The following is a 12088-nucleotide window of genomic DNA, read 5'->3' as shown; positions in this document are numbered from 1 at the left end:
GCGAAACGCAGGTTACTGAGCGGAACTATCGGCGTTATTCAGCGCCAGTGACACCGCCAGCGTCTGTGCCAGGCAGAGTGAGGCGACCTGCGAACGGAAGCCATCGACCTGCGCTTCACGCACCACAAAGCAGACATCGCTAAAGGCAGCCAGCGGGCTGACCTGGCTGTCGGTAATGGCGATCTGATGCGCACCACGCTTGGCCCCCATTTCGACGACCTCGACCGCTTCACGCGCATAGGGCGAGTAGCTGATCGCAATCACCACATCTTTCGGATTAACCAGGCTGAGCTGCTCGGTAAACATCCCGCCCAGACCATCAATCAGAAACGCACGACGCTCCAGATGACGCAACGCGTAGACCAGATAGGAGGCGACGCTGAACGAGCGACGCAGGCCAATTACATAGATGTTCTCAGCCTCATTCAGCAGTTTTACTGCTTTGTTCAGCTGCTCAGGATTCACCTGCATCGCCAGCTGCTGCAGTGCCTGGCTGTTCACCATGGTAAAGACGTTGAGGATCTCCGCCGGACTCTCAGGCGCACTGGCGCTGTCGTCCGTTGAGGTCTGACGAAACAGACGCGCGCGCTCGGTATAGTTGACCGTCTCTTCCATCAGGTGCTGACGAAAAACCTGTTTCATTTCGTTGAAGCCGCTGAAGCCAAACGCATTCGCAAAACGGATCAGCGTCGACGGTGGTACATCGGCCTGCTGAGCAATCGAGGCGACGGTATCGAAAGCAATACTGTTACTGTTATCAAGGATGTAGCGCGCAACCTGTTTAAGACGCTTGCTCAGCGTTTCGTAGCGGCGACGAATATCGTCCTGCAAGAGAGAAAGTTGGGTGGGATTATTGTTCATCACTTCTGCCCGTATCATTAGAATAATGGCTGCATAATGAGCGCTATAGTATCAGATGGATGGAAAATTTCATTTGTTTGCGTCAACGAAGCGGTTTATTTCATGGCTTTATGAAATGGTTCACAGATTGGCTTTAGCGCGCCCAGGCGGGCAATGACAGGGTGAAAACCGGGATGAAATGACAGCAGGGATTAAGGGTAACCAGTAAAACGCCATCCCTGTTGGGATGGCGTGATATTACTAAAAAGTCTGTCTCTGCCTGCTATGAGTCCGCACAGGCTCAGGTAACACGGTCAGATCGGAAAGTCGCTCAAGCCATCCATGGCCGCTCGGCCCGCGCGATTACGCACCTCATCCATGAGGTGCGCCCGTTGCCGGGCCAACGCTTCGCGTTGTTCAAAAACGCTCCCGGCGTTTTTGTCCCTGGCGCGGGACGCTTTCCTCTTCTGACCGTGTTACCTGCGCGCTGAGCTTATTCGTTGCTGCAACATTCACCCTGCTTTGAGTGAGTCAGCAGTCTGAGGCCATCGCGGTTGAGACAGTCTGGGGCAGAGCAGCAAATCAGGCGCGGGCCGCCCGCCAGTACGCAATCAACCGCAGATAGTTGCCTTTTACGGTCTCAATCAGTGCCTGATCGTCCAGTTCACCCTGCAACCATTGACGCGAAGGCTGACCAAAGATGGTGCGACCCACCGCAAAACCTTTTACCCATGGCGCGTTGGCCGCCGCGGCGAAGCCCGCTTTAAGCTTCTCTTCGGGTGCATCCAGACCCAGCAACAGAATGCCGCGACAGAGAGGATCCTGCTCCTCAATCAGACGACTGATCGCCTGCCAGCTCTCTGCGGATAGCGGAGGCAGTTTCCACCAGTCCGGCTGAATACCCAGACTGTAGAAATGACTCAGTATATCAAGGTAATAGGCTTCATTCTTATCCGGGTTGTTCTCGGGAAGAATTACTTCCAGCAGCAGCTCATGGCCACTTTTGTTACAGCCTTTCCAGACGTCGAGCACCAGGTCATCCTGCTCTTTGCGAAGTTCAGCACTGTCATGCGGATGATAAAACACCAGACATTTCACGACATGCTCGGCGGGCCAGTCGATTAGCTGCGAGCCGATGTTGCCATGCTCCAGACGCAGTGGACGTGAGCTGGGCAGCTCAATCGGGCGGCCAATCCACCACTTCTTACCCGTGATGGCATTCAGGGCTTTCTGACCATACGTGGTATCCGCCAGAATGCCGCTTTTGTTCTCTAATCCCGCCTCACTGGCCGCCTGCTGAGCGGCTTCCAGCAGCAGCAGTTTCAGCTGTGGAATACGGCTCTCATCAACGCCCGCTTCCTGCGCCATATCCGCCAGCTGTTTGCGATGGTCAAAAGCGAACACGTTCAGCTCCGGCCATTGCTGCTTACGGGTGGTCACACGGTGCAGATGGTTCAGACGACTGTCGAGATCGGGACGTTTCACCTCTGTGTCGCGGCTCAGGAAATCATCCAGCTCCGCTTTGGTTGGCATGGCAGGGGCACAGCCGTGGCGTGACACGACCAGCGCGCCACAGGCGTTAGCATAACGGCACGCCTGCTCCCAGCCTTCATCATTCAGCCAGCCGCGCAGCAGGCCAGACATAAAGGCATCGCCCGCGCCCAGCACGTTGAGCACGTCGACGCGCACGCCGGTGTGCAGCTGAGTCTGTTCCCAGCTATCCGGAATTTCACCTTCAAACACCACGCAACCCAGCGGACCGCGTTTGCAGACCAGCGTCGCCTGGCTCGCCTGACGCACGTTCTTCAGCGCAGTCAGGGTATCGGTGCTGCCACCGGCAATATGAAACTCCTCTTCGGTGCCGACGATCAAATCGAAATAGTGCACCACTTCCTGCAACTGCTGAGTGACCTGAGACGACTCAATGAAACGTGTTTCACCGTCACCCAGAGAAGTCAGTCCCCATAACACCGGGCGGTAATCGATATCCAGCGCCGTTCGCAGGCCATTGCGGCGGGCGATATCCAGCGCTTTCAGCACCGCTTCACGGGTCTGCGGATGAGATAAGTGCGTGCCGGTGACTGCCACCGCGCGGGACGAGGTAATAAAGCCTTCGTCGATATCGTCCGGTACCAGACCCATATCAGCGCAGTTATCACGGTAGAAAATCAGCGGAAAAGTCTCTTCATCTTTAATCCCCAGAATCACCATGCCGGTCAGGCGTTTTGCATCGGTGATCAGAGCATCGGTGTTACAGCCCACGCGCTGCAATTCCTCACGCAGAAAGCGACCATTGTGCTCATCTCCCACCCGCGCCAGCATCGCCGATTTCAGCCCCTGAATCGCGGTGCCATAAGCGACGTTGCCCGATGATCCGCCCAGATATTTAGCAAAGGAGGTGACATCTTCCAGCCGTGCCCCAATCTGCTGGCCATAAAAATCAACGGCGATGCGCCCGATACAAATCACATCAAGCGGCTTCTGTTGTGTACTCATACCTGTGGTTTCCTTCTGTGATTCGCAGAGCTGGCGGGCGAAAAGATCGATCCAGGCAGGCTCTGCTTCCGGGTCTGTGGGTATCTGGCTGGCTATGAGAGAAGTATGAGGAATAAAAATTCCATATTCAATATGAAATGAAATATCCATCGCAATTTTGTGAACCAGGTAAAACTCCTGATTGCCTCCCGCCTGCGCGGTCTCTGCTGTCACGATGTGCGGTATGTCAGGGTTGTGAAGGCGATCGCAGGAATCCGTACGCCAGTCAGGCAAGCTGCCCCATTGAAATGAATTTTTTCATCATGAACCACTCTCTGCTAAACGTTCCAGATTTCCCCGTCGTGATCGCCCGCCAGACCTGTTGCCATCGTTAAATTTGATCTCACTCGCAAAATGAAATGTTTCTTCTGTAATCGTGTTTTATGAAAAATATATTTGTTTATAATCGCCTCACGTTTCAGTTATTCCGGCCGCTTTTCCGCCAATGACAACGCCTTGCGCGTTGTCGCGGAAGTCGGGGTCCACCAGCATGTAAGGAAGAAACATGGGCACAATCAGACTGACCACGGCACAGGCGCTGGTTAAATTTCTTGATAATCAATTCATCGATGTTGATGGCACTGAGACGAAGTTCGTCAAAGGCATCTTCGCGATTTTCGGCCATGGCAACGTGCTGGGGCTGGGCCAGGCGCTGGAACAGGATAGCGGCGATCTGGTGGTCTGGCAGGGTCGTAACGAGCAGGGCATGGCCCATGCTGCCACCGGCTTTGCCCGTCAGTCGCTGCGCCGTCAGATTATCGCCTGCAGTTCGTCTGTGGGACCGGGTGCGGCTAACATGATTACTGCCGCCGCCACTGCGACCGCTAATCGCATTCCGCTGCTGCTGCTGCCCGGCGACGTCTTCGCCACCCGTCAGCCCGATCCGGTGCTGCAACAGATTGAGCAGAGCTACGATCTCAGCATCAGCACCAACGACGCCTTCCGCGCCGTCAGCAAATACTGGGATCGCGTCAGCCGCCCTGAGCAGCTGATGTCCGCCTGTATCAATGCCATGCGCGTGCTGACCGATCCGGCCGAAACCGGCGCGGTCACGCTGTCGCTGCCGCAGGATGTGCAGGGTGAGGCCTGGGATTACCCGGACTACTTCTTCCAGAAACGCGTGCACCGTCTGGATCGCCGCCTGCCGGTCGCGGCGCAGCTGGTGGATGCCCTGACGCTGATTAACCGTAAGCGCAAGCCGATAATTATCTGCGGCGGCGGGGTGAAATACTCTGAAGCGGGCGAGGCGCTGCGCCAGTTTGCCGAGCGCTATCAGATCCCCTTTGCCGAGACGCAGGCGGGCAAGGGCACGCTGGTCTCTGACCATCCGCTGAATGTCGGCGGCGTAGGCGAAACCGGCTGTCTGGCCGCGAACCTGCTGGCGAAAGAGGCCGATTTAGTCATCGGCATCGGCACCCGCTACACCGACTTTACCACCGCATCGAAATGGATTTTCCAGCATCCCGATGTCAGCTTCCTGAACATTAACGTCAGCAACTTCGACAGCTACAAGCTCGATGGCGTGCAGCTGCTGGCCGATGCCCGTGAAGGGCTGACCGCGCTCACCGCTGCACTGGCCTCACAGCACTACAGTAATGACTGGGGCAGCCAGATTGAGCAGGCGCAGAGCCAGCTGCTGAAAGAGACGCAGCGCGTCTATCAGGTGGAATATCACGATGGCGACTTTGTGCCGGAGATTGCTGACCATCTCGACCGCGAAGCGGTGTTCGCAGAATTTAACCGCCTGACTCAGTCACTGCTGACGCAAAGCAGCGTGCTTGGCACCTTAAACGAGCAACTGCCGAAAGATGCGGTGGTTGTTGCAGCTGCGGGCAGCCTGCCGGGCGACCTGCAGCGCGTCTGGCGCACCAAAGATTACAACGCCTACCACGTCGAATATGGCTACTCCTGCATGGGCTATGAAGTCAATGCCGCGCTGGGTGCAAAACTGGCGCAGCCGCAGCGCGAGGTCTATGCGCTGGTCGGTGACGGCTCCTTTATGATGCTGCACTCTGAGCTGGTCACCTCGATTCAGGAAGGGGCGAAGATCAACGTCGTGCTGCTGGATAACATGACTAACGGCTGTATCAACAACCTGCAGATGGAACACGGTATGGACAGCTTCACCACCGAGTTCCGTTTCCGTAACGCGGAAAGCGGCAGGCTGGACGGCGGCTTTATCCCGGTCGATTTCGCGGCTATTGCTGCCGGTTATGGCTGCAAAACTTATCGCGTCACCAGCCTGGAACAGCTTAAAGCGGCGCTGGAAGATGCCCGCACTCAGACGGTCTCCACCCTTATCGACATCAAAGTGCTGCCAAAAACCATGATCCACAAATATTTCAGCTGGTGGCATGTCGGCGTGGCGCAGGCGTCAAAAACCGAACGCGCTCAGGCGGTGGCGGACAAGCTCAACAGCCATCTGGATCAGGCGCGCAAATACTGATTTCCGGGCCGTGCTGCGGCCCATTTTCCTCTTCTCCGTACGAACCCTACACAGGTGTAATTATGACTTTGAAACTTGGCGTCATCGGTACAGGTGCAATTGGTCAGGAACATATTCGCCGCTGCAGCCATGTGCTGCAGGGGGCTCAGGTGGTTGCTGTCTCTGATATCAATGTCGACGGCGCGCGGGCCGCACTGCAACGCCTGAACATTGAGGCGGAGGTGTTCGAAAATGGCCACGATGTGATTCAGTCACCCAACGTCGATGCGGTGCTGGTCACCTCATGGGATCCGACCCACGAAGAGTTCACCTTAGCGGCGATTGCCGCCGGTAAACCGGTCTTCTGTGAAAAACCGCTGGCGATGAGCGCCGAGGGCTGCCGCCGGGTGGTGGATGCAGAGATTCAGGCGGGTAAACGCCTGGTGCAGGTTGGTTTTATGCGTCCTTACGATGCGGGCTATCGCGCCCTGAAAAAAGTGATCACCGATGGCGATATCGGTGAGCCGCTGATGCTGCACTGCGCGCACCGTAACCCGACCGTGCCAGAAAACTACACCACGCCAATGGCGATCACGAATACCCTGATCCATGAGCTGGATGTGCTGCGCTGGCTGACCAGTGACGACTATAAAACGGTGCAGGTGATCTTCCCTCGTGTGACGTCAAAGTCCCACGGTCAGCTGAAAGACCCGCAGATCGTCCTGTTCGAAACCCACAAAGGGGTGCGCATTGACGTCGAGATTTTCGTTAACTGCGCTTACGGCTATGACATTCAGTGTGAAGTGGTCGGTGAAGAGGGGATTGCCCGCTTGCCAGAGCCATCTTCAGTTCAGCTGCGCAAAGATGCCCGCCTGTCGAACACCATTCTGGTGGACTGGAAAGATCGTTTTATCGAGGCGTATGACGTTGAGCTGCAGGCGTTTATCAACGACATCAAAGCGGGTCAGCTTACCGGTCCTTCTGCCTGGGATGGCTTCGCCGCCTCTGTTGCCGCCGATGCCTGCATCAAAGCGCAGAACAGTGGTGCGATTGAGCCGGTAGAGATGCCACCACGTCCTGCTTTCTATAACTGATTTAGCTCTCTCTGCGGCCTGGCCGCGCTCCATCCGGGAATAAGAAGATGAACAAAGAGAATGTAAAACTGGCGATCGCGCCGATCGGCTGGACCAACGATGACATGCCGGATCTCGGCAGTGAAAATACCTTCCAGCAGACCGTCAGTGAGATGGCGCTGGCGGGCTTTACCGGCAGCGAAGTGGGCAGCAAATATCCGCGCGATCCGGCGATTCTGAAACCGATGCTCGACATACGCGGCATCGAAATCTGCAACGCCTGGTTCAGCACCTTTTTTGCCAACGGCGACAAAGAGAAGACCATCGAACAGTTCATCGAGCATATGAACTTCCTGCATGCGATGGGCGCGCGGATGATTGGCTGTTCTGAGCAGAGTAAAAGTATTCAGGGCACCACGCTGGCAGTGTTTGAAGAGAAAGCGATTTTCAGCGATGAAGAGTGGCGGTTAACCGCAGAAGGCTACAACGAACTGGCTCGCATCGCAGCAGAGAAGGGGATGCGCGTGACGCTGCATCACCACATGGGCACCGGCATTCAGACGACGGAAGAGATTGATCGGTTTATGGCGATGACCGACGAGCAGGTCGGTTTGCTCTATGACACCGGCCACGTCTACTATTCCGAAGGCTCCCAGCAGAAGATGCTGGCGGTACTGGAAAAATATCTGCCGCGCATCTTCCACGTGCATCTCAAGGATGTGCGTGATGAAGTAGTGGCTGAGGTACGCGAGAATCATCTCTCGTTCCTGGAAGGGGTAAAAAAGGGCACCTTTACCGTGCCGGGCGATGGCGTGATCGACTTTAAGCCAGTGTTTAAAATCCTGGACGATTACGGCTACAAAGGCTGGATGGTGGTGGAAGCGGAGCAGGATCCGGCGCTGGCCAATCCGTTTGAGTATGCGGTGAAAGCGCGGAAATATATTCGGGAAAATACAGGGTTATAACGTGCTCTGAATAAAGGCGGGCTTCCCTGTGGGAAGCCCGCCTTTTGTTTTACTTCAGCGTAATGCTTTTCACAATGCTGTCAGCATCGCTCTGGGCCTGCTGCTGATTATCGCCTGGCAGCGTAATCTGCAGCGTCACCAGTTTGCCATCCACTTTTGCCAGAACCACGGAAGACCATGAGGTCTGGTTGTTGGCAGAAATCACGGTATCCAGCTGCTGAGCGGGCTGATCTTTCAGCGTCACAGATTTGTTCGACACCACCTGCAGCTGCGGATCGCGGTTGCGCTGCTGCTGTTCCATGCGCTTCGACAGCACATCCAGCCCGTCATTGGTCGGGTCACCGGCAATCACAATAATCGCGCGGGCTCCGGTTTCATCCGCATAAACGTGCATGTTCGTGGTCTGCGAACCCAGTTTACCGCTTTTATCTGACATGCCTGGTGGCAGTGAGAAGCTCAGTTTGCCATCCATCAGCGTGACGGTCTGCGCCGACTGACTGGCGCTGACGCCGTTGTCGTTCGCCGCTTCATCTTTCTTCTGGTCACAGGCCGCCAGGCCAAGTACCAGTAAACCCATTCCTACATATTTCACCAGGTTGCGCATCAGAATCCCTTTTTTAAGTTTCCAGTCAGGCATTAATACAACAGGAATCAGGTTGCAAACGCAACCTGATGATTGTCAGAAGATCTTAGCGGATAGTAACGGAAACCGTATGGGATATTAGCCGAAATTGACCTGGCGGGCGGTCTGGCGTTCAGCCAGACGTTTTAGCGCAGCATTGAGCAGTACGCCGTAGGCGGGCAGGAAGAAGACCATGCAGATCAGCACTTTGAAGCTGTAATCCACCAGGGCGATCTCGACCCAGTGCTGCGCCATAAACGCATCGGGGCTTTTATAGAAGGCGATAAAGAAGAAGGCCAGCGTATCGCTGATATTCCCCAGGAACATGGCGCAGCCGGGTGCTATCCACCACTGAGGCAGACGACGCAGACGGTTAAATACATGAACGTCGAGGATCTGACCCAGTGCATAAGCCATAAAGCTGGCGCAGGCGATACGGGCAACAAACAGGTTCATCACTTCCAGCGCCTGCCAGCCCTGCCATTCACCCTGATAGAACAGCGCCGAGACAGCGTAAGAGATAAACAGCGCCGGGATCATCACGGCCAGAATAATGCGTCGGGCCAGCGGTGCGCCAAAAATACGCACGGTGAGATCGGTCGCCAGGAAGATAAACGGAAAGCTGAACGCACCCCAGGTGGTGTGGAAGCCAAAGACAGAGATCGGCAACTGAACCAGGTAGTTACTGGAGGTGATCACCAGCAGGTGAAACAGCGATAACCAGAAAAGCGCATGCATGCGCTGACGTGAAGAAAATGCGAGCATATTCAACCTTTTTAATGTTGGGGTGAGGGAACCCATTGCGGGACGCCGTTCGGGCAGCGCCTGGCAGTTTTATGAGCAAAAAGCGGCGGCATATTACCGCGTTGTGCTTTTTATGCAATGGTTAATTTTAACGCAATCGTTATCGCCTTGCTTCACCGCCAACACGCGCTAGAATGAGCGCCCCTTACCTGAACCGAGTTGATTATGAGCGATGCTTTTTCCTCTGCCGACCATCAGCTGGACGCCCGTGGCCTGCGTTGCCCGGAGCCGGTGATGATGGTGCGCAAAACCGTACGCAGCCTGCAGGATGGCGAGACGTTACTGATTATCGCCGATGATCCGGCGACGACCCGCGATATTCCCGGCTTCTGCCGCTTCATGGAACATGGCCTGCTGGCACAGCAGACCGACACGCTGCCCTATCAGTTTCTGATCCGCAAAGGTATGGCGGGTTAACAGCAGCCGTTCAGGCCGCCGTTAACCCTACTCTTCAGACAGAGCCTTTTACTCAGTCGCGCCGCCGCAGTAACCGCAGCGCGTTGGCGGTGACCAGCGCGGTCGCACCGGAATCTGCCAGCACCGCCAGCCAGAGTCCGGTCAGACCCAGCAGGGTGGTGACCAGGAAAATCGCCTTCAGCCCCAGCGCAATGCCGATATTCTGGCGGATGATGCGCCGCGTACGACGCGCCAGCGCAATCATCGGGGCCAGGTTGCTGAGCTGATTCCGCGTCAGGGCCGCATCGGCCGCTTCCAGCGCGACATCGGTGCCGCTGCCCATCGCAATGCCCAGCGTCGCCGCTTTCATCGCCGGGGCGTCGTTAATGCCATCTCCGACCATCGCCAGCGGCTGCTGCTGACTCAGTTCACGGATGGCCGCCACCTTATCGGCGGGCAGCAGGCTGGCGCGATAATCAATATCGAGCTGGTGAGCAATGGTTGCTGCCGCGCGCGGGTTATCGCCGGTCAGCATCAGGCTCTCAATGCCCAGCTTTTTCAGCGCTTTTAACGCCTCCACGGCATCGTCGCGCAGCTGATCGCGCAGGGCCAGCGCACCGACCGCCTCGCCATCGCGCATCAGTACCACCAGGGTTTCACCTTCGGCTTCCTGCTGCGCAATCTGCGCGCTTTGCTGCGGCGTCAGGCCGGGCGTATGGCCGGGCGTCAGCAGCTGAATCTGCTGGCCTGAGACCCGCGCACTGATGCCGCGTCCCGCCTGTACCTGCTGATCCTGCGCGTCAGGAATGACCAGATCACGCGCCTGCGCGGCCGCCACGATAGCGCTGGCCAGCGGATGGGTCGCACCCTGTTCCGCCGCAGCGCTTAACGCCAGCATCTCTGACTCGCTGGCTGTGCCAAACCGCAGGATCTGCGTCAGCTGGGGCTTGCCCAGCGTCAGGGTGCCGGTTTTATCAAAGGCCATCCTGCGCAGCGAACTCAGGCGTTCCAGCGCCGCACCACCTTTAATCAGTGCACCCTGACGCGCCGCCGCAGCCAGCCCGGAAGTAATCGCGGCTGGCACAGAGATCACCAGCGCACAGGGGCAGCCAATCAGCAGCAGGGTCAGTCCTTTGTAGATCCACGGCTGCCAGTCGCCTGCGAAGAGCAGGAGTGGCACGACCATCACCAGCAGCGACAGCAGCATCACCAGCGGCGTATAGATGCGGCTGAACTGATCGATAAAGCGTTCAACCGGCGCACGGTGCGTTTCTGCTTCCTCAATCAGCTGCAGGATACGGTCAATCGCGCTTTCACCGGGTTTTGACACCACTTCCAGCGTCACCAGCCGGTCGATGCTGGTGGCCCCGGCCAGGATTTGTTCACCGCTGGCGCGGGTGACTGGTAATGACTCACCGGTCAGCGCGCTCTCATCGAAACTGGCGAGCGGGCTGATTAAACGGCCATCGACCGGCAAACGGCTGCCCGCCGCGACTTCAATCACATCACCCGGTTGCAGCGCCGCCAGCGGCACCTCACTGCGCTTGCCTTGTTCCAGGCGAATCGCCGATTCAGGCCGCAACGCCATCAGGCTGGTGACGCCGCTGCGTGCCCTGGACGCGGCATAGCTTTCCAGCTGTTCGCCCAGCTGAAACAGAACCAGCACCATGGCGGCTTCAGCATGTGCGCCAATGATCAGCGCGCCTGCCGACGCCAGCGTCATTAATGTCTCAATGGTAAAAGGCGATCCGCTGCGCAGACGCTGCCAGGCACCGCGCGCGACCGGGACCAGGCCGACCAGGGTGGTCAGCACAAACAGCCGATCGCCCCAGACGGGCGCGAACTGGCTGAGAACGCTGCTGGCAAGCACCAGCAGCGCCAGCAAAATCAGTATCCGGTTCTGCTGCCAGCGCGAGCTTGCGGACGGCGTCTCCGAAGGTGTAGCAAGCCGGAAACCGGCTTTTTTTACCGCCCGTTCAACGGCGCTTTGTACATCGTTGTCAGCGTTCACCACCAGCTTCTCGCTGCTGAACAGCACGCGGGCATCGGTCACGCCTTTTACCTGGCGGACGGCGGTTTCAATGGTGCGGGCGCAGCCCGGGCAATCCATGCCGCTGACCTGCCAGCTAAAGGGCCAGGCACCTCGCCGGTCGCTTTCCTCAGCAGTGTCGGCCTCATTGCCAGGGCTGCTGTTGCAGTCACAGCAGCAGCCTGCCGTATCCGCCGTCACGGGCGTAGCAGCATGAATAGAAAGGGAGAGTGGACGGGCCTGACGAACCTGGCACAGCGGTTTTGCTGCGGCGTGGCTGGCACGCGGTTTGCCGCAGCCACAGGCGTGATGTTGATGCATATGACCTCCGGAGTGTAAGAGTCGCGGGATGAGCAACGTTGCTCATCCCTTATCCTACACTCTGGAGTGAACTCCAGA

At 57.2% G+C, this 12088-nt stretch carries 9 protein-coding genes; 4 read left to right on the top strand and 5 right to left on the bottom strand.

What is annotated here, in order from left to right:
* Positions 1-12: 12 nt before the first annotated feature.
* Together BY447_RS09410 and BY447_RS09405 are read right to left on the bottom strand one after the other, a co-directional pair.
* On the bottom strand, positions 13-861 hold the full coding sequence (locus BY447_RS09410; RefSeq protein ID WP_033784214.1) for a MurR/RpiR family transcriptional regulator: 849 nt from the start codon (positions 859-861) through the stop codon (positions 13-15).
* A 561-nt stretch (positions 862-1422) separates the two neighbouring features.
* The gene (locus BY447_RS09405; RefSeq protein WP_110331927.1) at positions 1423-3336 is read right to left on the bottom strand and encodes a bifunctional 5-dehydro-2-deoxygluconokinase/5-dehydro-2-deoxyphosphogluconate aldolase; all 1914 of its coding nucleotides are present in this window, start codon (positions 3334-3336) and stop codon (positions 1423-1425) included.
* Positions 3337-3880: 544 nt separating this feature from the next.
* Here BY447_RS09405 and iolD point away from each other — a divergent pair.
* The 3 genes from iolD (at position 3881) to iolE (ending at position 7838) form a co-directional block, all read left to right on the top strand.
* Positions 3881-5821 carry a 3D-(3,5/4)-trihydroxycyclohexane-1,2-dione acylhydrolase (decyclizing) gene (gene iolD / locus BY447_RS09400; RefSeq protein ID WP_110331012.1) on the top strand — a complete coding sequence of 647 codons (1941 nt, stop codon included), beginning with the start codon at positions 3881-3883 and terminating at the stop codon, positions 5819-5821.
* A 62-nt stretch (positions 5822-5883) separates the two neighbouring features.
* Positions 5884-6894, top strand: a complete 1011-nt coding sequence (locus BY447_RS09395; protein ID WP_110331011.1) for a Gfo/Idh/MocA family protein — start codon at positions 5884-5886, stop codon at positions 6892-6894.
* Positions 6895-6941: 47 nt separating this feature from the next.
* Positions 6942-7838: a myo-inosose-2 dehydratase gene (iolE, locus tag BY447_RS09390; RefSeq protein ID WP_110331010.1), complete on the top strand. Its 897-nt coding sequence runs from the start codon at positions 6942-6944 to the stop codon at positions 7836-7838.
* Between the two features lie 49 nt (positions 7839-7887).
* Here the strand turns inward: iolE and BY447_RS09385 are convergent, their stop codons facing one another.
* Positions 7888-8442, bottom strand: coding sequence for a DcrB family lipoprotein (locus BY447_RS09385; RefSeq protein WP_041457273.1), 555 nt, complete (start codon positions 8440-8442; stop codon positions 7888-7890).
* A gap of 117 nt (positions 8443-8559) precedes the next feature.
* Entirely contained in the window at positions 8560-9225 is a 666-nt protein-coding gene (locus tag BY447_RS09380; RefSeq protein ID WP_033784210.1) for a 7-cyano-7-deazaguanine/7-aminomethyl-7-deazaguanine transporter, read from the bottom strand.
* Positions 9226-9429: 204 nt separating this feature from the next.
* On the opposite strand from BY447_RS09380, the gene tusA reads away from it, so the two are divergent.
* Positions 9430-9681: a sulfurtransferase TusA gene (gene tusA / locus BY447_RS09375; RefSeq protein ID WP_010253330.1), complete on the top strand. Its 252-nt coding sequence runs from the start codon at positions 9430-9432 to the stop codon at positions 9679-9681.
* A gap of 52 nt (positions 9682-9733) precedes the next feature.
* Here tusA and BY447_RS09370 read toward each other — a convergent pair whose 3' ends face one another.
* A complete protein-coding gene (locus tag BY447_RS09370; RefSeq protein ID WP_110331009.1) occupies positions 9734-12010 on the bottom strand; it encodes a zinc/cadmium/mercury/lead-transporting ATPase in 2277 nt (758 codons plus the stop codon).
* Positions 12011-12088: the final 78 nt, after the last annotated feature.

Source organism: Pantoea sp. JKS000250, from assembly GCF_003201065.1.
Lineage (GTDB): Bacteria > Pseudomonadota > Gammaproteobacteria > Enterobacterales > Enterobacteriaceae > Pantoea > Pantoea vagans.
The sequence above is the reverse complement of the archived record's forward strand: the minus strand, read 5'-3'. Positions and strand labels throughout refer to the sequence as shown.

Excerpts from the sequence above, each read along its gene's own strand:
- BY447_RS09410 (WP_033784214.1), bottom strand. The coding sequence starts at position 861 with ATGAACAATAATCCCACCCAACTTTCTCTCTTGCAGGACGATATTCGT.
- BY447_RS09405 (WP_110331927.1), bottom strand. The coding sequence starts at position 3,336 with ATGAGTACACAACAGAAGCCGCTTGATGTGATTTGTATCGGGCGCATC.
- iolD (WP_110331012.1), top strand. The coding sequence starts at position 3,881 with ATGGGCACAATCAGACTGACCACGGCACAGGCGCTGGTTAAATTTCTT.
- BY447_RS09395 (WP_110331011.1), top strand. The coding sequence starts at position 5,884 with ATGACTTTGAAACTTGGCGTCATCGGTACAGGTGCAATTGGTCAGGAA.
- iolE (WP_110331010.1), top strand. The coding sequence starts at position 6,942 with ATGAACAAAGAGAATGTAAAACTGGCGATCGCGCCGATCGGCTGGACC.
- BY447_RS09385 (WP_041457273.1), bottom strand. The coding sequence starts at position 8,442 with ATGCGCAACCTGGTGAAATATGTAGGAATGGGTTTACTGGTACTTGGC.
- BY447_RS09380 (WP_033784210.1), bottom strand. The coding sequence starts at position 9,225 with ATGCTCGCATTTTCTTCACGTCAGCGCATGCATGCGCTTTTCTGGTTA.
- tusA (WP_010253330.1), top strand. The coding sequence starts at position 9,430 with ATGAGCGATGCTTTTTCCTCTGCCGACCATCAGCTGGACGCCCGTGGC.
- BY447_RS09370 (WP_110331009.1), bottom strand. The coding sequence starts at position 12,010 with ATGCATCAACATCACGCCTGTGGCTGCGGCAAACCGCGTGCCAGCCAC.